Source organism: Lelliottia sp. JS-SCA-14, assembly GCF_035593345.1.
In the GTDB taxonomy this organism is placed as follows: Bacteria; Pseudomonadota; Gammaproteobacteria; order Enterobacterales; family Enterobacteriaceae; genus Enterobacter; species Enterobacter wanjuensis.
The window spans coordinates 142006-167029 of record NZ_CP141606.1 but is presented as its reverse complement, the minus strand read 5'-3'; the positions used below and the strand labels follow the sequence as shown (position 1 = coordinate 167029).

26 protein-coding genes are annotated in these 25024 nt (G+C 54.6%); 18 read left to right on the top strand and 8 right to left on the bottom strand.

Going from position 1 to position 25024, the window contains the following annotated elements:
• Nucleotides 1–2: 2 nt before the first annotated feature.
• From rfaC to U9O48_RS00765, 3 genes are read left to right on the top strand one after another with little or no spacing between them, the layout of a single operon-like run.
• Nucleotides 3–989, top strand: a complete 987-nt coding sequence (gene rfaC, locus U9O48_RS00775; RefSeq protein ID WP_285146208.1) for a lipopolysaccharide heptosyltransferase RfaC — start codon at nt 3–5, stop codon at nt 987–989.
• Entirely contained in the window at nt 982–2085 is a 1104-nt protein-coding gene (rfaQ, locus tag U9O48_RS00770; protein WP_285146209.1) for a putative lipopolysaccharide heptosyltransferase III, read from the top strand. The genes rfaC and rfaQ overlap by 8 nt, the downstream gene beginning before the upstream one ends.
• Nucleotides 2082–3191 carry a glycosyltransferase family 4 protein gene (locus U9O48_RS00765; RefSeq protein ID WP_285146210.1) on the top strand — a complete coding sequence of 370 codons (1110 nt, stop codon included), beginning with the start codon at nt 2082–2084 and terminating at the stop codon, nt 3189–3191. Before rfaQ ends, U9O48_RS00765 begins: the two co-directional genes overlap by 4 nt.
• Here U9O48_RS00765 and U9O48_RS00760 read toward each other — a convergent pair.
• Nucleotides 3173–4273 (bottom strand): glycosyltransferase family 4 protein, encoded by a 1101-nt coding sequence (locus U9O48_RS00760; RefSeq protein WP_285146211.1) that lies wholly within the window; start codon nt 4271–4273, stop codon nt 3173–3175. The genes U9O48_RS00765 and U9O48_RS00760 overlap by 19 nt on opposite strands.
• Nucleotides 4274–4522: 249 nt before the next feature.
• Between U9O48_RS00760 and U9O48_RS00755 the strand changes: the two genes are divergently transcribed.
• From U9O48_RS00755 to coaD, 7 genes are all read left to right on the top strand, one after another.
• Nucleotides 4523–5893, top strand: a complete 1371-nt coding sequence (locus U9O48_RS00755; RefSeq protein ID WP_285146212.1) for an O-antigen ligase family protein — start codon at nt 4523–4525, stop codon at nt 5891–5893.
• Nucleotides 5894–6034: 141 nt separating this feature from the next.
• Nucleotides 6035–7018 carry a glycosyltransferase gene (locus U9O48_RS00750; protein WP_285146213.1) on the top strand — a complete coding sequence of 328 codons (984 nt, stop codon included), beginning with the start codon at nt 6035–6037 and terminating at the stop codon, nt 7016–7018.
• Between the two features lie 8 nt (nt 7019–7026).
• Nucleotides 7027–7998 (top strand): glycosyltransferase family 1 protein, encoded by a 972-nt coding sequence (locus tag U9O48_RS00745; RefSeq protein ID WP_324724429.1) that lies wholly within the window; start codon nt 7027–7029, stop codon nt 7996–7998.
• An 18-nt stretch (nt 7999–8016) separates the two neighbouring features.
• Nucleotides 8017–9651: a sulfatase-like hydrolase/transferase gene (locus tag U9O48_RS00740; RefSeq protein ID WP_324723313.1), complete on the top strand. Its 1635-nt coding sequence runs from the start codon at nt 8017–8019 to the stop codon at nt 9649–9651.
• A 155-nt stretch (nt 9652–9806) separates the two neighbouring features.
• On the top strand, nt 9807–11081 hold the full coding sequence (gene waaA, locus U9O48_RS00735) for a lipid IV(A) 3-deoxy-D-manno-octulosonic acid transferase (protein ID WP_285155715.1): 1275 nt from the start codon (nt 9807–9809) through the stop codon (nt 11079–11081).
• Nucleotides 11081–11851, top strand: coding sequence for a glycosyltransferase family 2 protein (locus U9O48_RS00730; RefSeq protein ID WP_324723311.1), 771 nt, complete (start codon nt 11081–11083; stop codon nt 11849–11851). Before waaA ends, U9O48_RS00730 begins: the two co-directional genes overlap by 1 nt.
• 3 nt (nt 11852–11854) lie before the next feature.
• On the top strand, nt 11855–12334 hold the full coding sequence (gene coaD / locus U9O48_RS00725; RefSeq protein WP_324723310.1) for a pantetheine-phosphate adenylyltransferase: 480 nt from the start codon (nt 11855–11857) through the stop codon (nt 12332–12334).
• A 1-nt stretch (nt 12335) separates the two neighbouring features.
• On the opposite strand, the gene mutM is transcribed toward coaD, so the two are convergent.
• From mutM to radC, 4 genes are all read right to left on the bottom strand, one after another.
• Entirely contained in the window at nt 12336–13145 is an 810-nt protein-coding gene (gene mutM, locus U9O48_RS00720; RefSeq protein WP_285146219.1) for a bifunctional DNA-formamidopyrimidine glycosylase/DNA-(apurinic or apyrimidinic site) lyase, read from the bottom strand.
• A 73-nt stretch (nt 13146–13218) separates the two neighbouring features.
• Nucleotides 13219–13386 carry a 50S ribosomal protein L33 gene (gene rpmG, locus U9O48_RS00715; RefSeq protein WP_003024094.1) on the bottom strand — a complete coding sequence of 56 codons (168 nt, stop codon included), beginning with the start codon at nt 13384–13386 and terminating at the stop codon, nt 13219–13221.
• 22 nt (nt 13387–13408) lie between these two features.
• A complete protein-coding gene (gene rpmB, locus U9O48_RS00710; RefSeq protein ID WP_002436699.1) occupies nt 13409–13645 on the bottom strand; it encodes a 50S ribosomal protein L28 in 237 nt (78 codons plus the stop codon).
• 216 nt (nt 13646–13861) lie between these two features.
• Nucleotides 13862–14527, bottom strand: coding sequence for a RadC family protein (radC, locus tag U9O48_RS00705; protein WP_282492055.1), 666 nt, complete (start codon nt 14525–14527; stop codon nt 13862–13864).
• Nucleotides 14528–14699: 172 nt separating this feature from the next.
• Between radC and coaBC the strand changes: the two genes are divergently transcribed.
• The 3 genes from coaBC (at nt 14700) to slmA (ending at nt 17061) form a co-directional block, all read left to right on the top strand.
• Nucleotides 14700–15911: a bifunctional phosphopantothenoylcysteine decarboxylase/phosphopantothenate--cysteine ligase CoaBC gene (coaBC, locus tag U9O48_RS00700; protein WP_285146316.1), complete on the top strand. Its 1212-nt coding sequence runs from the start codon at nt 14700–14702 to the stop codon at nt 15909–15911.
• Nucleotides 15889–16347: a dUTP diphosphatase gene (gene dut, locus U9O48_RS00695; RefSeq protein WP_282492056.1), complete on the top strand. Its 459-nt coding sequence runs from the start codon at nt 15889–15891 to the stop codon at nt 16345–16347. Before coaBC ends, dut begins: the two co-directional genes overlap by 23 nt.
• A 117-nt stretch (nt 16348–16464) precedes the next feature.
• Nucleotides 16465–17061, top strand: coding sequence for a nucleoid occlusion factor SlmA (gene slmA, locus U9O48_RS00690; protein ID WP_095280150.1), 597 nt, complete (start codon nt 16465–16467; stop codon nt 17059–17061).
• Nucleotides 17062–17144: 83 nt separating this feature from the next.
• On the opposite strand, the gene pyrE is transcribed toward slmA, so the two are convergent.
• Together pyrE and rph are read right to left on the bottom strand one after the other, a co-directional pair.
• Nucleotides 17145–17786, bottom strand: coding sequence for an orotate phosphoribosyltransferase (pyrE, locus tag U9O48_RS00685; RefSeq protein ID WP_282492058.1), 642 nt, complete (start codon nt 17784–17786; stop codon nt 17145–17147).
• 63 nt (nt 17787–17849) lie between these two features.
• A complete protein-coding gene (gene rph, locus U9O48_RS00680; protein ID WP_285146221.1) occupies nt 17850–18566 on the bottom strand; it encodes a ribonuclease PH in 717 nt (238 codons plus the stop codon).
• 125 nt (nt 18567–18691) lie between these two features.
• Between rph and U9O48_RS00675 the strand changes: the two genes are divergently transcribed.
• The 3 genes from U9O48_RS00675 (at nt 18692) to U9O48_RS00665 (ending at nt 22145) form a co-directional block, all read left to right on the top strand.
• Nucleotides 18692–19555: a YicC/YloC family endoribonuclease gene (locus tag U9O48_RS00675; protein WP_282492060.1), complete on the top strand. Its 864-nt coding sequence runs from the start codon at nt 18692–18694 to the stop codon at nt 19553–19555.
• Nucleotides 19556–19759: 204 nt separating this feature from the next.
• Nucleotides 19760–20377: a trimeric intracellular cation channel family protein gene (locus tag U9O48_RS00670; protein ID WP_282492061.1), complete on the top strand. Its 618-nt coding sequence runs from the start codon at nt 19760–19762 to the stop codon at nt 20375–20377.
• A gap of 115 nt (nt 20378–20492) precedes the next feature.
• Nucleotides 20493–22145, top strand: a complete 1653-nt coding sequence (locus U9O48_RS00665) for a phosphoethanolamine transferase (protein ID WP_285146222.1) — start codon at nt 20493–20495, stop codon at nt 22143–22145.
• Here the strand turns inward: U9O48_RS00665 and ligB are convergent.
• Nucleotides 22142–23812 carry an NAD-dependent DNA ligase LigB gene (ligB, locus tag U9O48_RS00660; protein ID WP_324723307.1) on the bottom strand — a complete coding sequence of 557 codons (1671 nt, stop codon included), beginning with the start codon at nt 23810–23812 and terminating at the stop codon, nt 22142–22144. The two genes, U9O48_RS00665 and ligB, sit on opposite strands and share 4 nt — an antisense overlap.
• A 250-nt stretch (nt 23813–24062) precedes the next feature.
• Here ligB and gmk point away from each other — a divergent pair, with 250 nt between their 5' ends.
• Together gmk and rpoZ are read left to right on the top strand one after the other, a co-directional pair.
• Nucleotides 24063–24686, top strand: a complete 624-nt coding sequence (gmk, locus tag U9O48_RS00655) for a guanylate kinase (RefSeq protein ID WP_285158497.1) — start codon at nt 24063–24065, stop codon at nt 24684–24686.
• Nucleotides 24687–24740: 54 nt separating this feature from the next.
• Nucleotides 24741–25016, top strand: coding sequence for a DNA-directed RNA polymerase subunit omega (gene rpoZ / locus U9O48_RS00650; RefSeq protein ID WP_032615688.1), 276 nt, complete (start codon nt 24741–24743; stop codon nt 25014–25016).
• Nucleotides 25017–25024 lie beyond the last annotated feature (8 nt).

Sequence of the window (25024 nt, the reverse complement as noted above, 5' to 3'; positions counted from 1 at the left end):
GAATGCGGGTCTTGATCGTAAAAACCTCTTCGATGGGCGATGTCCTGCATACGCTGCCGTCCCTGACGGATGCGATGCGCGCCATCCCCGGCATTCGTTTTGACTGGGTGGTGGAAGAGGGCTTCGCGCAAATCCCCACCTGGCATGAAGCGGTCGACCGCGTGATCCCGGTGGCGATTCGGCGCTGGCGCAAAGCCTGGTTTTCCGCGCCAATCAAAGCCGAGCGCAAAGCCTTTCGCGAGGCGGTTCAGGCTCAGCACTACGATGCGATAATCGACGCCCAGGGGCTGGTCAAAAGCGCCGCGCTGGTCACGCGCCTGGCGCACGGCGTCAAGCACGGTATGGACTGGCACAGCGCCCGCGAACCGCTGGCGAGCCTGTTCTATAACCGGCGCCATGCCATTGCTAAACAGCAGCACGCTGTAGAACGCACTCGTGAGCTGTTTGCGAAAAGTCTTGGCTATGTGAAACCTGACACTCAGGGCGATTATGCGATCTCGCAGCATTTCTTAACGGGATCGCCGCATGACGTTCAGCCCTATCTGATCTTCCTCCATGCCACGACGCGCGACGACAAGCACTGGCCAGAATCTCACTGGCGGGAGCTGATCGGCCTGCTCGGCGACGCAGGCGTGCGGATTAAACTCCCCTGGGGTGCCCCCCACGAAGAGGCGCGGGCCAAACGTCTGGCGGAAGGATTTGATTACGTCGAGGTTCTGCCGCGCATGAAACTCGATGGCGTCGCCCAACAGCTGGCGGGGGCGACCGCGGTCGTCTCCGTGGATACGGGGCTAAGCCACCTGACGGCAGCCCTCGATCGACCTAATATTACGCTTTATGGCCCAACCGATCCGGGCCTTATCGGCGGCTACGGGAAAAATCAAATTATCTGCCGCCCGGACCTTTCATCGCAGCTGAGCGATCTCAGCGCCGCTGCGGTTTTTGCGCAATTAGAGCCTTTGCTGGCAGCAGAGAGAGCCTATGTCTGATTTTTTCTCAGCGGAGCGACCGCCAAAACGCGTGCTGATCATCAAGCTGCGTCACCACGGTGACGTCCTGCTGACCTCACCGGTCTTTACCGTTTTGAAAAAAAACTGGCCGGATGTAGAAGTCGATGCGCTGGTGTATGACGATACCCAGGCGATGCTCACCAGCCATCCGCATATCGACCAGGTGCATACCATTGGCCGAAACTGGCGCAAGCAAGGGTGGTTTGCACAACTCCGCCTGTATCGCGCGCTGGTCAATACGCTGAAAGCGCGTCATTACGACGTGCTGATTAATTTGACCGAACACTGGCACGGCGCGCGTCTGGCTCGTCGTCTGAAACCGCGCGTCTCCGTGGGCTTTAAGCCGGATAAACGCAGCGGGCTGGCACGTCGTCGCTGGGTGAAGTCCTTTACGACTCTTTATCCGGCGATTCAGGATAACAGCCGTCACATGGTGGAAGTGAACCTCGACGCCCTGCGTCGGATCGGGATTCACCCGCAACACGAAGAAGATAAACATACGCTGTTTGTACCAGGCGATGCGGCGGAAGCCTCAATTGCCGAAAAACTGGCCGGTTTCGGGCTTGCCAGCAAATCCTACATTCTGGTGCACCCGACATCACGCTGGATGTTCAAAGCCTGGGATATCAAAAAGCTCGCGGCGACCATCGACAACCTCGCCTCGCGCGGGTTACCGATTATCCTCTCCGCCGCCCCTTCGAAAGAAGAGACGGCGTACATGGATGAACTGCGTGCATCTCTCAGACAACCCGTGTTTGATTTAAGCGGGCAGCTCAATCTGAAAGAGCTGGGTGCGCTGATGAAACACGCCAGGATCTACTTCGGCGTCGATTCCATGCCAATGCACCTCGCCAGCGCCGTCGGCACGCCAACCGTGGCCATCTTCGGCCCGACGGGTGCCATCAAATGGGCGCCGTGGGGCGTAAACTATCGTGTTATCACCGCCGGATTCACCTGCCAGCCGTGCGGCAAAGCGGGCTGTGGGGATGGCGGCGTGTCGGACTGCATCACGGCGATTACGCCTCAGCAGGTCCTGAGCGCCATTGATACGCTGCTGCTGGAATATCCGGCATGAAGCTGGCGATCGTCCGACAAACCTATAATCCCAATGGCGGCGCGGAGCGTTTTGTCTCCCGCGCGCTGAACGTCCTGGCACAGGATACGGCGCTGAACGTGACGCTGATTGCCCGCCAGTGGGAAGACGCCGCGGGCTGGAACACGCTGACGGTGAATCCGCCGTTTCGTAATCGCCTGAGTCGCGAATCCGGCTTTGCCGAGGCCGCCGCCGCGCAGTTTGCGCAATTTGATATCGTGCAGAGCCATGAGCGAATTCCAGGCGCGACGATTTTCCGCGCAGGCGACGGCGTTCACGCCACCTGGCTTGAGCAATACAGCCGGATTTTGTCGCCGCTGGCGCGCTGGGCGCAGTCACTGAGCCGCTATCATCGCTATATTTTGCAGGCCGAAGCGCAGATGTTTACTCATCCGCAGCTGCGGAAAGTGATCTGTAATTCGAAGATGGTTCGCGACGATATCGCCCGTCGGTTTGCCCTGGCGGACGACAAATTGACGGTCATTTATAACGGCGTCGATACCCAACATTTCTCGCCTGACGTGCGCAGGTTGTCTCAGCGCGATGCGTGGGGGATTCCGCACAATGCACCCGTGCTGGCATATGTCGGTTCCGGTTTTAGCCGAAAAGGGGTAGCGACCGCGCTGCGCGCAATTGTGCCGCATCCTGACGTCTGGCTGGTGATCGCCGGGCGCGACAAGCACGCACGCAAATTCGAAAAACTGGCTCAGACACTCGGCGTGGCTTCACGCGTTCATTTTCTGGGTCCAGTCGCTGATGTGCGTCAGGTATACGGCACCGCGGATGCATTGATTCTGCCGACTCTTTACGATCCGTTCCCGAATGTCTGCGTCGAAGCGCTGGCCTGCGGCCTGCCGCTGATGACCAGCCATGGCTGCGGTGCGGCGGAATGGATCGAAGAGGGTACTAACGGTTGGGTACGCGATGCGCTGGACAGCAACGGCTATCAGCAGGTGGTCGGCGAATGGCTTACAGGCCGAAAACTGGGGCGGGACTATTCAGCAGCGGCGCGCGCCACTGCTGAGCCTTACACCCTGGAGAGAATGGCGAAAGAGCTACAGGCGCTCTATCACGATCTCTTACGCTGAGCGGCATCGGAGAAGACCTTTTCCATCGCATCCAGCATGCATTCGCGCGTAAAATGGGCGCACAGGTAGTCATATCCCTGCTGCGCCAGCGTCTCGCGCAGATCCGCGTCGTCATACAGTTTTACTATCGCATCCTGAAGGGCGGATTCATCGCGCTGAGCAACCAATAATCCTGTCTGACCGTCAATTACCGCATCCGCCGTACCGCCTGCATCCGTGGCGATAGTCGCAATACGTGAGGCCAGGGACTGCAATACGCCCTGCGGCACGCCTTCCATATCGTGCGAAGGGCTGAGGGCAATATCAAACGCCGGGAACCAGCGCTCCGGATCGCTGCGATGCCCGGCCATCAGCACGCGCTGCTGTAACCCCAGACCGGTGATTTCCTGTTCCAGTGTCGCCTTGTGTGGCCCCTCACCGACGATCGCCAGCTTGATATGCGGGTTATCGATCTTCGCCAGGGCGCGCAGCAATACGCTGTGGCCTTTGTTAGGACGCAGATGTGAGACCACCCCGAGCCAGAAATCATCCTGTGACAAACCGCAGTGCTCGCGAGCCTGTTGCTTATCGGCAGGATGAAAACGCTGAGTGTCCACGCCGCTTGGCACCGAAGTGCTCTGCGCCATCGGCACGCCAATATCCGCCACCTGATGGCGAAGCGCTTCACCCGTGGTCACAATGTGGGCACAAGCTTTGCTAAACAGCCAGCGGGTAGTCCAGTTGCTGCGCGGTACCCCTGATGCATGACGGGTACGCACCAGTGGGACAGGATTCAATAGCGTCAGATTGGCGAGTGCTACCAGCCAGGTATCGGCAGAATTGTGACTATTGATGACATCAATTGAGCTTCGGTTGTTTTTTATCCAGCTACGCAGCAACTGCAGATTTTTGAGGTTTTTTCGCCTCAGCGGCATTGTCACCACCGTCAGCCCGGCTTCACGGGCAAGAGCATGCAGCGGTGCGGTTTCCGGACACAAAATTGTCACCTGATGGCCGCGAGCAATAAGGCCAAGCGATTCGTTGATAATGCGAAGAGGTTGCCCGCCTTTGCCACCGTCTGCTTCAGTGTGAACAATATGCATACATTTCCTGTTAATGGGCCGAAATCGAACTTTTCCTGCATTATATACATTGCCAGCCGCAGAATGCACAAAGTCAGCATTAGCCTGAAGTCTTGGATTATTCTTGCTTACAAACATTGTCCTTCTGTAGTTAAGTCATCTGTGGTACTTTTCTCTCGCTTTTATTCCCATCGGAACTCCGTGGAATTATCGTATAGCACTGTTAACTAACCGGTATAAAAGCCTAAATCCTTAACCAGTACCATAAATATGACAAATATTCGCAACATCCTGACGGGCCTTTTAGTACCGGCTGTACTGGCTTTGTGTTTTGTCTGGCCAATCCCGAATGACCAGCTTCCTTTTCACCGCAATGGCCTGATCTATCCCATCGTCGCAGTGGCACTGGGTCTCTTTTTTAGCTCAGCCTCGGCCAGAAAAAATCTTGACCTAAGCAAAATCAAGTTCGTTCTCATTGCAATATGGGTGTTAACCTTCTTTATCCTGATTAACGGCTTTTTTGTCGCGCCAGATATTAAAGAGATGGTTTCCACCTGGGACGGACAATGGTTGCGCCCGGTATTACTTTTCTGCGCGGGCCTGGTGCTATTGCCAGCCATTCAAAGCCAGTATCCCTCTATTTCTGCAGCGCGCTATTTCACCCTGATTGTGCTCTTTTTCTGGGGGGTCGTCTGTATCCATTTACTGGATACCATCTGGCTTTACTGGCGCGACGGAGTGATTCACTGGGGTGAAACGCGGATTGTTTACAACCGCACGCGCATGAGTTTCCAGGTAAACATGATCACCGGTTTCCTGCTTGCAGAATTACTGGCGCGCGGCCTACTGCATCAGCGCTTTTTACGCCTGAAGACCCCATTCCTGGCCTTCATGCTGCTCTGTAATCTGATTTGTACCGCACTGGTTGATACCCGCTGGGGCACTATCGGTCTTGTTGGTAGCTTATTCTCTACCTTTGTGCTGCTGAGCCTGCACAGCATGCGCCGCAGTCGGGTGGTGTTAACGGGTGGCATTCTGCTGGGTATCTTTATCGCTTCAGCGTTACTCGGCTATGCATCATGGAAAACCGATCCGCGCTGGCAGAGTCTGGAAACCGACGCGATTACAGGTTGGAATGCACCTTTTACCAGTTTCTGCTACAACAAAACGAACGGGACTGTGCCACGCAATGAATTGGGCCGCCCAATGAACCATTCTAATGGCTGTCGCGCCAGCTTCTTCCATCAGGGTTGGAAACTGGTCGCTGAACATCCTTTAGGTATGGGGCCGCGCAAAGAGGCGTTCCGCTACGTGCTGCGCCGCGATACTCAGGATAACCGGATTAATATTCCGCACAGCCATTACGGCCTGATTGAGTTTGGCATCCAGAATGGATTTGCCGGGATTGCAGGCTGGCTGATCTTGCTGGCTGGCTGCTGGTACGTTGGATGGCGTGAATTCCGTCACGGTAACACTATGGTAGGGATGTTCTTGTTACTGTTTACTATCGGTTTCTTCTCCAGAACCATGGTCGATCACAACCTGAAAGACCACTATCTGGAGCAATACCTCCTCTTGACCGGGCTGCTGATCGGGATGTGCGCGTTACGGCCGACCAAAGCAGATGAAACCCTATCCTGAGTCACTAGACCGCGCGCCGAAGCTAATCCGCCTCGGCGCGCTCATATCGAACTCTTTAGCCTGTCGGCTGTCGAATTGCCATCGAACGTTAGGGTTGAACACGTTGATTGCTGCCGCAGCGCGGAATAATACGGAGTATGCATGTCTGGAACGCCTCAATTAAGCCTCGTTGTCGCTGTTTATAACGGCGAATCCTTCCTGAGCGCTTTTTTTGACAGCATTAAGAAGCAGAACCTGGAAAGTCTGGAACTGATCGTCGTCAATGACGGTTCTACGGATGGTTCTGCGGAAATTATCGCGAGCTACGCCAGCGAATTTAGCGATTTTCAGGTGATTGTTCAGCCCAACGGCGGCGTCTCCGCAGCGCGTAATACCGGTCTTGCGGTCGCGAAAGGGGAGTATGTCGCTTTCCCGGATATCGACGATGTTATCTATCCAGGCATGTATCCGCGCCTGCTGGAGATCGCCTATGCCGGTAATCTTGACGTCGCTACCTGCAACGGCACCTATATCTATGATGATGGTCGTCCGTCGAAGAAAATTTTCCCGTCTGACAAACTGACCTCCACTGGCGTTCTGGACGGGCCGACCTGGCTGCAAATGGCGCTGGAATCACGCAAGTTCTTGCACGTGACCTGGCTGAATATCTATCGCCATGCCTTTCTCAAAGAACAAGGTTTTACCTTCGAGCACGGCCTACGCCATCAGGATATCCCGTGGACGACAGAAGTATTGCTGACCGCCAAACGCGTTCAGTATGTGGATGAAGTCTTTTATGATTATCTGATTCACTCGGCGTCGGTTTCCCATACGCCAGGTACTGACGATACGCGGATGCGCTCGTCTCGCCACTATATGAAAATACTGGAGATGCTGGAGGCTATTAATCTGCGCCATCCGGAACAGGTTAAGCGTGTTCCTGCCTGTCACTGGCAGATCGCCAAAGAGGGTTTGGGGATCCTGCATAGCATCAACAACATCCAGGATATGGCGAAAAAACGCGAGATCACCCAGGAGCTGTTCGATCGTGGCATCTGGTCAATGATCTGGAAAAATGCGCGTGGCTTACGTCAACGCTGGCGTCTGGGACGTCGCTACTTTCGTCTTAAAAAAATTCTCGGCTAACGGACATGATGAGTAAACTCAAACTACACGCGGTTTCCCGCGCTGATTTTATTGCTAAAAACTATGCTGACTTCCAGACATTGCTGGATAACCGCGTAAATCCGGATAGCATTCCTGAACGTTTTTATTGCGGAGGTCGCGGCGGCTGGACTTTCCAGACCACCCTGGCGCTTAAACACTATTACGGTGACGATATTGAGTGCTCATTTGGCTCAGAGTGTCGGGCAGATGCCATCAACCTGATGCACAACGATGACTTTGGCTCTCGCGTGAAGCCGTGGCGCGGTTTAACCGTGGTCGCTCGTGCCGATCGTCCACCGGTCATTGGCGCTGATGTCGTCGTCGATCAGAACCCGGAAGTCGACGGTCACAGTAATCGTATTTTCGTGCCGTACTGGCCGCAGCCTGGTGTGAAGCCCCGTGAACGCACGGATGAAACCGTCAAAACCGTGGCTTTCTTTGGGCGCGTAGACAGCTTCCCGGAAGCTTATCGCGAAGGCGATTTTAAACAGCGCCTGGCGGAGCAAGGCATCGAGCTGCGCATCTCATTTGATAACTGGACGAACTACCAGGACGTGGATGTTTGTATCAGTTTCCGTAAATCTCACGATCATAAACTTGCCCGCAAACCCGCCAGTAAGCTGATTAATAACTGGCTGGGCAAGACGGTAATGGTCTGTGACGACGAACCCTCTTACCGCGCAATTCGCGAAAGCGAGCTGGATTACCTGATTGCGAAAAACCCGGATGAGGCGTTCGAGGCTATTATGCGCTTAAAAAATTCTCCTGAGCTGTATCGTCAGATGCGTGAACAGGGTGATAAACGTCTGCAGGTCTATTCCCGCGAGGCGGTCGCCGCGCGCTGGTATGCCCTGTTTCAGGATACCTGGCGTAAAGGATTGCACACTCGCCCCACACTGGTTCGCGCGCTGCGCTTTGGATTCGGTAAAGCCATTCGTCCGCTGACTAAAAAGTTCTGAGTTGGATTGAGTCTGAACATGTTTAAAACATCTACACAATCATCACTCACGCCACGTCGCAATATCCTGCGCACGCTGGTGTTGACGCTGGCTTTCCTGGTGCTGTTTTCGCTTTCCGAAATCATCATTCTGTTAAAAGATCACGTTTACCAACCGAAAGCCGGAGATATCTCCCTTTATCTGATCATTTCGTTTTTAGCAGCCATAAGCGCACGCTTCTTCCTCACTCGCCTGCTGCTGGCCGTGACATTTATCGTGCAGATCTCAGAAGCGGTTTATTACCAATTCTACGGTCAGTTCTACGGCCCCAGCGAAGTGTGGCTGGCTTTCGTTGAAACAAAAGATATTGCCAGTGGGATTACCGATAGCCTCGGTTCGCTGGGCATCTACTTTGCCATCATGATCGTTGCAGTGGTATTTGCACTGGTCTTTACCCGCCGGATGGCACCGCAGTGGCATAAATGGCTGGCAATGCCATGTCTGCTGGCTATCGTGGTGATGTTTGCCGGGCAGTTCTATAAAGCGATCGACGGGCAGATGTATAAGTTCAACCCTGATCTTCGCCACTCACTGCTGCGTAACGGTTTGTCGGCCATGAGCTTCAGCGCCATCCGTCTGATCCCGGAAGCGCTTTCCGGCGAAAACCAGAGCGTCACCCATTATGAGCCGTACAAGGTCACGCCTGTGGAAGGCTCGCACGCGGGTAAATACTCCATCATCCTGGCGATTGGCGAGAGCCTGAACCCGCACCACGTGAGCGCCCTGGGCTACGAGCGTGATACCACGCCAGAACTGAAAGCGCTGATGCAGCAGTATCAAGGTACGGGTCGTCTGATTGTCTCTAACGCCGTGTCGACGCGCGTGGCTATTCCGATGCTGGTGAACAACCTGCGCGAACCGGACAACTACGGCGCGTACAAATCGAAATCGACCAATATCTTTGCTAATGCGAAAAAGCAGGGTTATCAGACCGCGTTCATCTCGGCTCAAGGCCTGGAAGGGTTAAGCAATTGGATCGGTATCCACGATATTGATCTGTGGGAAGATACGCAGATCCGCCCGGCTCCCGATGTCGGTGCAGATGTGGTACTCACTCCGTCTGTCGAAAAAGCCGCTCTGGACTGGAACAAGCCGTTCCTGATGGTGCTCAATAGCCGTGCGCCGCATATTCCTTACGAGCGTAATATCCCACAAGGCTTTGCTAAATTCTCCACGCCACGTCTGAGTGATGACGTTGCGCAGAAGAAAAATGAGTACGACGATGCCGTTCGCCTGTACGACAAAGAACTGGCCTCTGCGATTCGTACCACGATGGCAAAATCTAAGCTGCCGGTGCTGGTCTTTATCACCTCGGATCACGGGGAGCGCGTAGGCGACGGCGGCTTATTCGGCCACTCGGTCGTGGAAATGCCGATTGCTCAGGTACCGTTCCTTTATTTCAGCAACGATCCGGCCTACTCCATGAATGCCATTAGCCCGCAAATCCCGTTGAACCACTTCCAGGTGGCAACGTTGATTAACAAAATGCTCGGCTATTCAGTGAGTAACCCGAATCAGAAAGACGACAGTTTCTTCATTACCGGTGGAGATATTCGCGGCCTGTCGGAGCGTGTGACCTACCATTTGAATGCGCTTCCTGAAGCAGAGCGGTAATCCACAAGAGACTAAACGGGCAAGTGATTGCCCGTTTTTTTTGCTCTAAATGAACGCAACACCGCCAACCGGGCGAGCAAAAACGCCAAAGAGATAGCTTTACCCCGCCTAAATGCTTAGAATTTGCCCGCCGAAACTCAAAAACGGATAATCGCTTGGAATTGTTGTATACCGCCCTGCTCTACATTATTCAGCCACTGGTGTGGCTGCGACTGCTGCTTCGTAGCCGTAAAGCGCCTGCGTACCGAAAACGCTGGGCTGAACGTTATGGCTATTGCCGCAATAAGGTCGCCCCGGACGGTATTTTGCTGCATTCCGTTTCTGTCGGCGAGACGCTGGCCGCGATCCCGTTGGTCCGCGCCCTGCGCCACCGCTATCCTTCGCTGCCGATTACCGTCACCACAATGACGCCGACCGGCTCCGAACGCGCCATGTCGGCCTTCGGTAAAGATGTCCATCACGTCTATCTGCCGTACGATTTACCCTGCGCCATGAACCGTTTCCTCAACACCGTGCGTCCGAAGCTGGTGATCGTGATGGAAACCGAACTGTGGCCGAATATGATTTCCGCCCTGCATGCCCGTAAAATTCCGCTGGTCGTCGCTAACGCCCGCCTGTCGGAACGCTCGGCCAAAGGCTACGGCAAGCTGGGCAGCTTTATGCGCCGCCTGCTGGCGAAAATCACGCTGATCGCCGCCCAAAACGAAGAGGACGGCGCGCGCTTTATCTCCCTGGGATTGAAACGCAATCAGCTCGCCGTCACGGGTAGCCTGAAATTTGATATTTCCGTCACGCCAGAACTCGCCGCCCGCGCCGTCACGTTGCGCCGCCAGTGGGCCCCGCGCCGCCAGGTGTGGATTGCCACCAGCACGCATGACGGCGAAGAAGAGATTATCCTGCAGGCGCATCGCAAGCTGCTGGAGAAATTCCCCGATTTACTGCTGATTCTCGTTCCTCGCCATCCGGAGCGCTTTATAGACGCGCGTGAAATGGTGCAGAAAGGCGGATTTAGCTTCACCCTGCGCAGCAGCGGTGAGATCCCATCCGGCAGCACCCAGGTGGTGATTGGCGATACGATGGGCGAACTGATGCTGCTGTACGGAATTGCCGATCTGGCCTTCGTTGGCGGAAGCCTTGTCGAGCGCGGCGGTCATAACCCGCTGGAGCCGGCCGCACACGCCATTCCGGTGCTGATGGGCCCGCACACATTTAACTTCAAAGATATCTGCGCTAAATTGCAGCAAGCCGATGGCTTAATTACCGTAACCGACGCGGACTCGGTGGTGAAAGAGGTCTCGACCCTGCTCACCGACGAAGATTACCGCCTGTGGTACGGTCGTCATGCCGTCGAAGTGCTGCATCAGAACCAGGGCGCGCTGACCCGTCTGCTGCAACTTCTGCAACCTTATCTGCCTCAGCGGAGCCATTAATGTCCAAGCGTCTGTCGGTCGTGATGATCGCCAAAAACGCCGCTGACCTGCTTCCGGACTGCCTGGCCTCTGTCGCCTGGGCCGACGAAATTATCCTCCTCGATTCAGGCAGCAGCGACAACACCCTTGAGGTCGCCCGCGCCGCGGGTGCAAAGGTCTTCATCGATACGGACTGGCAGGGCTACGGCATTCAGCGCCAGCGCGCACAATCTTTTGCCACCGGCGATTACGTGCTGATGATCGACACCGACGAGCGCGTGACGCCGGAATTGCAGCAATCCCTTCAGTCAGTGCTGGCCTCGCCAAAACCTGGCGCAGTTTATAGCATCGCCCGCCGCAACTATTTCCTCGGACGCTTTATGCGCCACAGCGGCTGGTATCCCGACCGCGTCATGCGCTTGTATGAACGCGAGCGCTACCAGTACAACAGCAATCTGGTGCACGAATCGCTGGAGTGCGCGAACGCCGAGGTGATCAACCTGCAAGGCGATTTGCGTCATCTTACCTGTCGGGATTTTTCCAGCTTCCAGCGCAAACAGCTCAGCTATGCAACCGCATGGGCGCAGGAGCGCCACCAGCGCGGCAAGAAAGCCTCGATTGCCGGTATCTTCGCTCACACGCTGGGCGCGTTTCTGAAAACGCTGGTACTGCGCGCAGGCATTCTGGATGGCAAACAGGGCTGGTTACTGGCGGTGGTGAATGCCCAGTATACTTTCAACAAATACACCGAGCTGTGGGCACTGAACCGCGGCTACTCAGAGAAAGCGTGAGCCATGAGCACAAAAGCGATTTATCCGGGTACCTTCGATCCGATCACTAACGGTCATCTTGATATCATCACCCGCGCGGCCAGTATGTTTGACCGGGTTGTTCTGGCGATTGCCGCCAGCCCGAGTAAAAAACCGATGTTCGATCTGGATGAACGCGTCGCTCTGGCGACCGCTGCGATCGCACATCTTCCGAATGTGGAAGTGGTGGGGTTTAGCGATCTGATGGCGAATTTTGCCCGCGCGCAAAAAGCCAACATTCTGATTCGTGGGCTGCGCGCCGTGGCTGATTTTGAATATGAGATGCAGCTGGCGCACATGAACCGCCATCTGATGCCGGAGCTGGAAAGCGTGTTTCTGATGCCGTCGAAAGAGTGGTCGTTTATCTCGTCATCGCTGGTGAAAGAGGTGGCACGCCACGGGGGCGATGTGACGCACTTCCTGCCGGCAAACGTCCATCAGGCGCTGATGGACAAGCTCAGGTAACTTACTTCTGGCACTGGCGGCAGTAAAACGTCGCCCGCTGCGCATGTTTGGACGCCACAATCGGCGTCCCGCACACTCTGCACGGCTCCCCTTTTCGGCCATACACCTGCAGCTCCTGGGCAAAATAGCCCGGCTTCCCGTCACTTTGCAGGAAATCCTTCAGCGTAGTTCCGCCCTGCTCTATCGAGCGCAGCAGAACGGCTTTGATCACTTTCACCAGCAGCTCACACTCTTTATCAGATAGCGAAGAGGCCAGCCGATCGGGATGGATCCCGGCAGCGAACAGGGATTCACTGGCATAAATGTTCCCGACGCCCACCACCAGCTTGTTATCCATCAGCCAGGGTTTGATCGGCGTTTTCTTCTTCGCGCACTTCGCCTTCAGGTATTCGGCGTTGAAGTCTGCACTGAGCGGTTCAGGGCCGAGATGGGCCAGCACGTTATGCCCTTCCAGCTCTTTGGTCCACAGCCAGGCACCGAAGCGGCGAGGATCGGTGTAGCGCAGCACCTTGCCGTTACTCATCACCAGATCGACGTGGTCGTGTTTTTCGGCAGGCAGCTCTTCAGTGAGGATGCGCAGGCTCCCTGACATTCCCAGGTGGATAATGATCCAGCCATCGGGCAGCTCCAGCAGCAGATACTTGGCGCGACGCTGCACGCTGAGCACAGGCTTGTCGCTGAGGGCGTGGATCTCATCGGAAACAGGCCAGCGCAGACGGCCATTACGAACGACGGCATGCAGAATGGTCGCCCCCACCAGATGGGGTTCAATTCCACGACGGCTGGTCTCTACCTCAGGTAATTCAGGCATGTTTCCTCCTTTGAGATACACAGAATGCAAAAAACCCCGCGATTGCGGGGTTTTTCTTCAAAGAAAACTAAAATTATTTGATTTTAGCTTCTTTGTACAGCACGTGCTGACGGACAACTGGATCGAACTTTTTCAGTTCCAGTTTTTCCGGCTTAGTACGCTTGTTCTTCGTGGTGGTGTAGAAGTGACCTGTACCAGCAGAAGAAACCAGCTTGATTTTCTCACGAATACCTTTAGCCATGATTTATTTCCTCGTTAAGTACTTAGTACTTTTCGCCACGGGCACGCAGTTCGGACAGAACTGTATCGATGCCTTTCTTATCAATAACACGCATACCTTTAGCAGATACACGCAGGGTGACAAAACGCTTCTCGCTCTCAACCCAGAAACGGTGAGAGTGCAGGTTCGGCAGGAAACGGCGTTTAGTCGCGTTCAGTGCGTGGGAACGGTTGTTACCGGTCACCGGACGCTTGCCAGTAACTTGGCAGACTCGGGACATGTCTATTCTCCAAAAATCAAATTAGCTCGAGCTTCGTATGGGGTATCGGCGCCTCGTCAGGCTTTACAGCCCGGTCATCGCGGTTCTAAGCGAACTCTCGATTGCCAGGCCCAAATGCCAAACCCGAGATTCTCAAAGGTGGCGTAGTATACGCTGACTCGACGATGTGCTCAAGTCCCGAACAGACAAAGATCCCGATGGATCGCGCGAAATGGTCTAAATCCAACCATGTTCGGCAAAAGAAACATACTCTCCACGACCGATAACTAAATGGTCAAGCACACGAATGTCCATGAATTGACAGCATTTGATGATACGTTCAGTGATCTCTTTGTCAGCTTGACTTGGTTTAGCGCAACCCGAGGGGTGATTATGCGCGAGGATCACGGCGGCTGCATTCACTTTTATCGCTTCGCGGACAATTTCTCGCGGATGAACCTCCACGTGGCCCAATGTACCCGAGAACAGCGGGCAGTGTTTTAACACCCGATTCTGGTTATCCAGAAAGATCACCATAAAGATCTCGCGCTCGGCATCGGAGAGCTGACTCTGTAAGAAATCCCGCGTCATTTCAGGGCTTATCAGAGGGTTATCCTCGAGCATACGCACGCTATGATAGCGTCTCGACAGCTCCGCAATCCCCTTGAGCTGGGCATATTTCGCCACGCCAATCCCTTCGACATGCTTGAATTCCACCAGCTCCGCGTTGAGCAGACCATAAAGTGAGCCGAAATGCGCCAGCAGCTCCTCCGCCAGCGTGAACACACTTTTCCCAGGCGTACCGGTGCGTAAAAAAAGTGCCAGCAGCTCGCTGTCGGTCAGCGAAGTGATCCCAAAATGGAGCATTTTCTCGCGCGGTAAGAGCGGTAAGGTGACATCCATATCTCTTCTCCCTGTTTTTCTCTCATGCTGACACAGGAATTGCCGCCGCTCGACAGGCACTTTTCGTTCTTGCGTAGCGCCTCGCAAAGTGCAGCACGGACAAAATCACGTCACTTTTGGGATTGTGATAAAATGCCCGCTCTCTGGTGAAACCCAACAGGAAAGAATCATGATGAGCCTGGCCGGTAAAAAAATCGTTCTTGGCGTGAGCGGCGGCATTGCTGCCTATAAAACGCCAGATCTGGTGCGCCGTTTGCGCGAGCGCGGGGCCGATGTGCGGGTCGCAATAACCGAAGGCGGTAAGGCCTTTATCACGCCCCTGAGTTTGCAGGCAGTGTCGGGATATCCGGTCTCTGACAGTCTGCTGGACCCGGCAGCCGAAGCGGCGATGGGCCACATTGAGCTCGGCAAATGGGCCGATCTGGTGATCCTCGCCCCCGCAACGGCCGATTTAATCGCACGCGTTGCCGCCGGTATGGCAAACGACCTGGTATCGACCATTTGTCTCGCCACGCCCGCCCCGGTCGCCGTGGTGCCGGCCATGAATCAGCAGATGTACCGCAACGCCGCCACCCAGCATAACCTGGAGGTTCTGGCCTCTCGCGGCCTGCTGATATGGGGCCCCGACAGCGGCAGCCAGGCCTGCGGTGATATCGGCCCAGGACGCATGCTGGATCCCCTTGCGATTGTCGATATGGCCGCCACCCATTTCGCCCCTGTCAACGACCTGCAACATCTCAACATCATGATTACGGCAGGCCCGACGCGCGAACCGCTCGACCCGGTGCGTTACATCACCAACCACAGCTCCGGCAAGATGGGCTTCGCCATTGCCGCCGCCGCGGCAAAACGCGGTGCCACGGTTACGCTGGTGAGCGGGCCGGTTTTGCTACCAACACCCGCCTCTGTGCAGCGTATCGACGTGACGACGGCGCTGGAAATGGAAGCCGCGGTTCAGGCTCACGCGCAGAAACAGCAAATATTTATCGGCTGTGCGGCCGTCGCGGATTACCGTGCAGAAACGATTGCCGAGGCGAAAATCAAAAAGCAAGGCGATGAATTAACGATAAAAATGGTGAAAAATCCCGACATCGTCGCCGGTGTTGCCGCATTAAAAACCCACCGACCTTACGTCGTTGGATTTGCCGCAGAAACGAATAATGTGGAAGAATACGCCCGGCAAAAACGTACCCGCAAAAATCTCGATTTGATTTGCGCGAACGATGTCTCGCTGGCGACGCAAGGATTTAACAGCGACAGCAATGCACTGCACCTTTTCTGGCAGGATGGAGATAAAGTCTTACCGCTTGAGCGCAAGGAACTCCTGGGCCAACAATTACTGGACGAGATCGTTACCCGTTATGATGAAAAAAATCGACGTTAAGATTCTGGACCCGCGTGTTGGTCAGCAATTCCCGCTGCCGACCTATGCCACCTCCGGTTCTGCCGGTCTTGACCTGCGTGCCTGTCTCGACGACGCCGTAGAGCTGGCGCCGGGCGCGACCACGCTTATCCCGACAGGTCTGGCGATTCACATTGCCGACTCATCGCTTGCGGCAGTGATCCTGCCTCGCTCTGGCCTGGGTCACAAGCATGGTATCGTGCTGGGCAATCTGGTTGGGCTTATCGATTCTGACTACCAGGGTCAGCTGATGGTCTCCGTCTGGAACCGTGGCCAGGACAGCTTCACCATTGAGCCGGGCGAACGTATCGCGCAGATGGTCTTTGTGCCGGTGGTTCAGGCTGAATTTAATCTGGTGGAAGATTTTGACGCCACCGATCGCGGCGAAGGCGGCTTCGGCCACTCAGGGCGCAAATAAGCCCAACGATACGCATCTCACAGCGTCATAACGCGATAACACACCGCAAACGACAGTTTGCGGTCGCTGTGTGGATGCTCGCCGTAAAAGCGCTTATTTTCAGGGGTATTTTGTAACATGGCAGAAAAACAAACCGCGAAAAGGAATCGTCGCGAGGAAATACTTCAATCTCTGGCTCTGATGCTTGAATCCAGCGATGGCAGTCAACGCATCACCACCGCAAAACTGGCGGCCTCCGTGGGTGTGTCAGAAGCGGCGCTGTACCGTCATTTCCCCAGCAAAACGCGGATGTTTGACAGCCTGATCGAATTTATCGAAGACAGCCTGATCACCCGTATCAACCTGATTTTAAAAGACGAAAAAGACACCACGTCGCGCTTACGTCTGATCGTGCTGCTGATTCTGGGATTTGGTGAACGCAATCCGGGTCTGACCCGCATTTTGACCGGCCACGCGCTGATGTTTGAGCAGGACAAACTTCAGGGGCGCATCAATCAGCTTTTCGAGCGTATTGAAGCGCAGCTTCGTCAGGTTTTGCGTGAGAAGAAAATGCGTGAAGGCGAAGGCTACGTCACTGACGAAACCCTGCTGGCCGGGCAGCTTTTGGCTTTCTGCGAAGGGATGCTCTCCCGTTTTGTGCGCAGCGAGTTTAAATATCGCCCGACGGACGATTTCGATACCCGCTGGCCGTTAGTGGCCGCACAGCTGCAGTAAACCTCTTGCCGGATGGCGGCTACGCCTTATCCGGCATGGGTGACACGCAGGCCCGGTCAGCGCAGCGCCACCGGGCAATTCACTCAGACGCCGAACTCTTCCCGATACGCCTGGACTGACGCCAGGTGATCCGCCATCTCAGGCTTCTCTTCCAGATACGCAATCAGGTCTTTCAGGGTGATAATCGACGTCACTTTGCAGCTGTAATCGCGCTCCACTTCCTGAATCGCCGAAATCTCACCGCGGCCACGCTCCTGACGATCGAGAGAGATCAGCACGCCTGCGAGCGTCGCGCCGTTAGCCTGAATGATCTCCATGGATTCGCGGATCGCGGTTCCGGCGGTGATCACATCGTCCACCAGCATGATCCGGCCCTGCAGCGCGCTACCGACCAGATTACCGCCTTCGCCGTGGGTTTTGGCTTCTTTACGGTTAAAGCAGTACGGCACGTCGCGGTCATGGTGTTCCGCCAACGCCACCGCGGTGGTGGTGGCAATTGGAATGCCTTTGTAGGCCGGGCCAAACAGCAGATCAAAATCAATCCCGGAATCTACCAGCGCTTCGGCGTAGAAGCGGCCTAAAAGAGCCAGATCGCGCCCGGTATTAAACAGGCCGGCATTGAAGAAATAGGGACTTTTACGCCCGGATTTCAGCGTAAATTCGCCGAACTTAAGAACCTGCTTGTTAAGCGCAAACTCAATAAACTGGCGCTGATAGGGTTTCATGGATTTGCTCCTCATCTTACTTTTCTACGGACAAAAAAAAGGGCGACAACGTCGCCCTTAAAATCAATTTTCTAACGCCGCTTTCTGCGTCGCGACAATGGATTCGATTCCCCCTCGGGCTAACGCCAGCAAGGTAAGAAGCTCTTCATGGGTGAACGGCTCGCCTTCTGCCGTGCCCTGTACCTCAATGATGCGACCGTCTTCGGTCATCACTACGTTCATGTCTGTTTCTGCTGCGGAGTCTTCAACGTATTCCAGATCGCAAAGGGCTTCGCCTTTGACAATCCCAACGGATACCGCGGCAACCATCCCTTTCATCGGGTTGGTTTTGAGCTTGCCCGCAGCAACCAGCTTGTTCAGCGCATCGGCAAGAGCGACGCAAGCGCCGGTGATGGACGCCGTACGCGTGCCGCCATCTGCCTGAATCACGTCGCAGTCGAGGGTAACAGTGAATTCGCCCAGGGCTTTCAGATCCACCGCCGCGCGCAGTGCGCGAGCAATCAGGCGCTGGATTTCCATCGTGCGGCCGCCCTGCTTGCCTTTCGCCGCTTCGCGAGCGTTACGGGTGTGGGTGGCGCGAGGGAGCATGCCGTATTCGGCGGTGATCCAACCCTGGCCCTGGCCTTTCAGAAAACGCGGTACGCCTTCGTCGATAGAGGCGGTGCACAGCACTTTGGTGTTACCGAATTCAACAAGCACGGAGCCTTCAGCGTGTATTGTATAGTTACGGGTCAGGATGACAGGGCGCACCTGATTGGCGCTACGGCCTGCTGGACGCATGATGATATCTCCGGCTTGAAACGAATGTGGCTGCGCATTATACGGATTAAACGCGCTTATTCCTATCCTGACAAAGCCCCGAAAGCTATAATCCCCCCATCTCTCCTCTAAAAACGGACATGTCTATGATTCGCAGTATGACCGCCTACGCCCGGCGTGAAATCAAGGGTAGCTGGGGTAGCGCTACCTGGGAAATGCGCTCGGTAAACCAGCGCTATCTGGAAACGTATTTCCGTATGCCGGAGCAGTTTCGCAGCCTTGAGCCGGTCGTTCGCGAACGTATCCGTGCTCGCCTGACGCGCGGTAAAGTGGAATGTAACCTACGTTTTGAACCCGATGCGAGCGCCCAGGGGGAGCTGATCCTCAACGAAAAACTGGCTAAACAGCTGGTGAACGCCGCGAACTGGGTCAAGATGCAGAGCGACGAAGGTGAAATCAACCCCGTTGATATCCTCCGCTGGCCTGGCGTAATGGCGGCCGGTGAGCAGGATCTGGATGCGATCACCACCGAGATTCTGGGTGCGCTCGATGGCGCGCTGGACGATTTTATCATCGCCCGTGAAACCGAAGGCCAGGCGCTGAAAGCGATGATCGAGCAGCGTCTCGAAGGCGTCAGCGCAGAAGTCCTGAAAGTACGCGCCCACATGCCAGAAGTGTTGCAGTGGCAGCGCGAACGCCTGCTTGCCCGACTCGAAGACGCCGAAGTTCAGCTGGAAAACACCCGTCTTGAGCAGGAGCTGGTCCTGATGGCGCAGCGCGTTGACGTGGCCGAAGAGCTGGATCGTCTGGAAGCGCACGTCAAAGAGACCTACAACATTCTGAAGAAAAAAGAAGCCGTTGGTCGTCGCCTCGATTTTATGATGCAGGAGTTCAACCGCGAATCGAACACGCTGGCCTCCAAGTCAATCAATGCCGAAGTCACCACTTCTGCGATCGAACTGAAAGTGCTGATTGAGCAGATGCGCGAGCAGATTCAGAACATCGAGTAATCGTCAGGGTAGCTCAACGCGAGCTACCCATTACTTTTTCTCACGCTTAAAAACCCACACCACACAAGAAAACCCTTCACTGCCCTGCTAAAGAATCTATTCCCCTATTAGTTTAACTAAGCCAAATCGCTTCGCCTTAGAAAATCTCAATCGTGATCCACACCACAAAAGGCTACTCTGTCGCCAGTTTCTCTGGAGGCGATAATGCTTTTACATATTCTCTATCTGGTCGGTATCACCGCTGAAGCCATGACAGGCGCGCTGGCTGCCGGGCGTCGTCGTATGGACACTTTTGGTGTCATCATTATCGCCACTGCCACGGCGCTGGGCGGGGGATCGGTTCGCGATATCCTGCTCGGACACTACCCGCTCGGCTGGGTCAAACATCCCGAATATGTTGTCATCGTAGCCGTTGCCGCGGTGCTGACGACAATTGCCGCCCCTGTCATGCCACACCTGCGTCGACTGTTTCTGGTCCTGGACGCATTGGGGCTGATCGTGTTCTCCATTATCGGTGCGCAAATCGCGCTGGATATGGGTGAAGGCCCGATCATCGCTACCATCGCCGCGGTCGTGACCGGCGTATTTGGCGGCGTGTTGCGCGACATGTTCTGTAAACGCATTCCGCTGGTCTTCCAGAAAGAGCTCTACGCAGGGATTTCGTTTGCCTCTGCGGTGCTGTATATCGCCCTGCAGCATTATGTGTCGAGCCACGATGTCGTCGTCATCGCCACGCTGCTGTTCGGTTTCACCGCGCGTATGCTGGCGCTGCGTCTGAAGCTGGGGCTGCCCGTGTTTCATTACACGCACGACTCGCATTGAGTTCTTAACAAAAAGACAACGGGCAGAAAAAAGCACTTTTCGTGGGCTTATAATATATTCAAAAACGAATACAATACCGTTCTGTAATCGCCCTGGAAATTTGCGTTAAGAACCGATGTCACTTGCCAAAACCTCTGTACTTATCCTTGATAAAAAGATCGGCAGCCATTTTTTAATCCTGCTGCTGATCTCTGTGCTTATACAAATATGGCCAGTGTACTTCACGCAACCTGCACGGTTTGTGGTCCGCATTGCGATCTGTAATAGTCTTCTGTTGCTTGGCGCTTCCTCTATCTACCGGTATATACCCGGCAAAATTATTGCGTTTATTCTTACCGCTCTGCTGACGCTCAATTTTGCTATCGCTTTCAGCACCTGGAATGTTTACCAGAGCGAATTCAACACCGTCTTTGCCATGAGTATTCTGGCAACCCATATGGCTGAAGCGAAAAGCATGTCGGGGCTCTACATCAGTAGCTTCCCCGTAATCGCTGCCTATTTTGTTATCACCTGGTATGCCATTAAATCATTAAGCGATAACCTCTCTGATCGGGCAAAAGTCATCAGTATTGTCTTACTTGTGGGTTATATGGGCTGGTACTCCACCGCAAACTGGCTAAAAAAACGCAAAGATCTGGAAGTTTACTATCCACTGAGTTCGCGGATCCTGACCAACACGCCGTTTTACACGGGTTCAGAATTTATTATTGCCCATCGGGATAGCGCCCTTGCAAACAAAATCAGCCAGCAAAATGTGCATTATCCCGCCTTGCAATATCGTCAAACGGGCATAGAAAACTATGTGGTGATCGTCGGTGAATCCGCGCGTAGCAGTAATATGCAGCTTTACGGTTTTGATCAGGAGACCACGCCTGTAGAGTCAGCATTTAAGAAGAACGCCCTCGTCTTCACCCATGCCATTGCCCCTGCCTCAGCCACGGTACTGGCCGTACCGATGATTATGAGCAAAGCCGATCCAGACAATTTTACTGTCGATAAGCTTGCCGACAATATTGTCAGCATCGCCAGAAAATCAGGCTATTATACTGAATGGATCAGCGCACAAGGCAATTCGGGAAAGAGCAATAATTACATTGTCGCCATTGCCTCCACGAGTCAAAAAGCACAGTGGATTAATACCCAATATGATACTGAGCTTTTACCCGCTCTGGATGAAGCGCTGAAAAAACCCGGTAAGAAATTTATCGTGCTGCACATTAACGGAAGTCATGAGATGGCATGCGACCGCTATCCGGAATCAGCAAACATTCTCGATACGGGAAATAAATACGAAGATTGCTACAACAATGCGATTCGATTCACCGATTATTTTATCGGCGAGGTGGCGAAACGCTTACAAAACAGCGCCTCTTCAATGCTTTACTTCTCCGATCACGGGCTGGAAAAAAATCCGCAGCTGGATTCCATTTATATGCATGGCTCCCGTAACCCAAGCAAAGAGGCGTACGAAGTTCCGCAGTTTATCTGGTATAGCCAACCCGCACTATCAGCCCAAAAACGTCAACTCGGTTGGGTCCCTGGCTTCTGGCCCACCGCTAATAACTACTGGCTTATGCTGAGCTGGCTGGGTATTTCAACAGGTAATGAGAACTGCAGTTCAGTGCTCGAAACCTGCTACCAGGAGCCAACATTACTTCCGGTGATGGATGGTGGCCGTCATATTTTCGATTACGATCAGTTGCGTGAGACATTCAGTTCTCCGGGCAAAAACACGCCATGGCGAAAGGCCAAAACCGGATCCCTCTAAAACCCCTGAACGCCCTGCTTACCCAGCCAGGACACCAGGGTATCGATCGTAGGATCATGGAAAAACTCAACCAGCTTTCGCGCTTTTTCCGGGCCGACGCCGGGAAGCTGGCTCCAGCTTCCCGCATCAGTATCGCGTAATTGCTGCCACGAAGAGGCATTCAGCGCTTTCGCTGCCGCCTGCGGTAATGGCACACCCAGCGCGCCAATCCACCGAATAAAAGGCTGCTGTCGCGCGAACTCAAAGCGATGCCATAGCTGCAAACCCCGACCCACATTCAAACCCGGCGTATTTTGAAGCTGCTCTTTGCTCAACGCCAGCCATGAGAAGATATGCTCAAAATGATGAGTCTGATGCAGCAATCGCCAGCCTGAATCCCCTGTCCCTTCAATATTGAGAATGCGCTTCGAACTCAACCAGACCAGACGGGCAAAAAACTGCTCCAGGCAATCGGGCGAAGCATAGAAACAGGTCAGCGGGCTGAAATGCGGCTCGGGCGGCACAGATTTGGTTCGCTCGGCGTCACGCCATACGACTTTATCGAAGCGCGGTATGCCTTGCCCGGCAAGACTCACCAAAATCTGATCGCCAGGCGCAATGTCCAGCGTTCGCCATCGCCCAACGGAACCCAGGCTCACTCGCTGCACACGTTTGTCGCCCAACAGCACAGGCTCAAGAGTGGCAACCACGGCTATTTTTCCCGTACGCCCAACGGCAAACTGGATGGCTTTAACTTCAGCAAGCTGAGAGACGGGCGAGTATTTCCACGCAACCACCCAGTCTCCCTCCCCGGGCAACCAGCGCTCGCCCGCAGGTTCGATCGCGGAGCGAATCACAATGCCGTCAGTGGCAAACGGCAGAGGTGATGTCAGCCAGTCGATTCTGTTTTGCTCGACCTCATCTGCGGTTTGAACAGCGCGCGTATAACGCCCAGTCAGCGGAAAACCCGCCCTGGACAGTTCCGCAAGACGTTGCGACATATCGGCTGGCCCATCTGGCCAGGCCCAGATAAACACGCCAAGATTATCGAGCACCGAGCTATCATTCTGGCGCATCATCATTCCCGCCACTTTGGCCCTGGCGTTCATGCCCCCCATCTGCTGCTGGATATGCCCTTCGCTTCGCAAAAACAGCTCGCCTTGTAGAACGCTCTCCGACAATGGCCCTTGTAGGGTTAAAGGTATCGACGGGATTTTTTGTACTCGCGCCGTCCAGTCTTCACCTTTTATCCCATCGCCACGGCTGATGGCCTGCACTAATTTTCCCTTCCGATAGACCAGCGTGACTGCGACACCATCCACTTTGGGTTGCACCCACAGGTCATGATGGGCATGCATCCACTGACGTAGCTCCTCCTTCCCCTCCACCTTGTGCACGCCCGTATGCGCAACAGGGTGTTTGACCGTCCCGCTGACCGAGGGAACATCATCCGATAGCGGCTCATCGCTAAAGCAGCGCCGCCATTGCGTGAGCCTGCCACTCAGTTGATCGTAAACCTCGTCGCTGACCTCGCTTTTTCCTTCCTGCCAGTAGGCTTGATTCCAGCGGGCGACCTGCGCGCTGAGTTCCGCAATTTCCTTTTCCGCTCTGGCATGCGACCAGGCGGGGCAAACCGCCATTCCGTAGCCATTCCACAGCATTAACACCACTCCAGCCCATTTCCACATCGTCACGCCTCCCTGTTTTGCGCAAGGTATACCCCTCCCGTTTTGACCTGACTATCTGCAAAGTCACGATTTACGAGGCGGCTTCAGCGTTTTGTTTTGATTGCAGCAACGGGCGGGGAAAACCGGAAAACGGTACGCAAAAATCAACAATGCAGTGGAAAAAGTGTGACAAAGACTACGTCACAGAGCGGCGACGTGTATAATAAGCCCGTATGTAAGACTTCTTCGCTAACACATACAAAAGACTCTCATGGCTCAAGGCACGCTTTATATTGTTTCTGCCCCTAGTGGCGCGGGTAAATCCAGCCTGATTCAGGCGTTGTTAAAAACCCAACCGTTGTACGATACGCAAGTGTCGGTTTCTCACACCACGCGCGCTCCGCGTCCGGGTGAAGTACACGGTGAACACTATTTCTTTGTTGATCACGATGAATTCAGAACGATGATTGGCCGAGACGCGTTCCTTGAACACGCTGAAGTTTTCGGTAACTTCTACGGGACATCCCGTGAAACCATCGAGCAGGTTCTGGCAACCGGCGTCAATGTGTTCCTGGATATCGACTGGCAGGGCGCGCAGCAGATTCGCGCGAAAATGCCACAAGCGCGCAGCATCTTTATTCTGCCGCCGTCGAAGGACGAACTGGACCGCCGCCTGCGTGGCCGCGGCCAGGACAGCGAAGAAGTGATCGCAAAACGTATGGCGCAGGCAGTTGCAGAAATGAGCCATTACGCCGAATATGATTACCTTATTGTGAATGATGATTTTGATACTGCCCTTGGCGATCTGAAAACCATCATTCGTGCAGAACGTCTGCGCATGAGCCGCCAGAAGCAGCGACATGACGCATTAATCACCAAACTGTTGGCAGACTGAACGCACATTCAGTATCATGCCCAGTCCTTTCTTCATCTGTGGAGCATTTTAAGTATGGCACGCGTAACTGTTCAGGACGCTGTAGAGAAAATTGGTAACCGTTTTGACCTGGTACTGGTCGCCGCGCGTCGCGCTCGTCAGATGCAGTCCGGTGGCAAAGATCCACTGGTACCAGAAGAAAACGATAAAACCACCGTTATCGCATTGCGCGAAATCGAAGAAGGTCTGATCAACAACCAGATCCTCGACGTACGTGAGCGCCAGGAGCAGCAAGAGCAGGAAGCCGCAGAACTGCAGGCCGTAACCGCCATTGCTGAAGGCCGTCGTTAATTAAACCT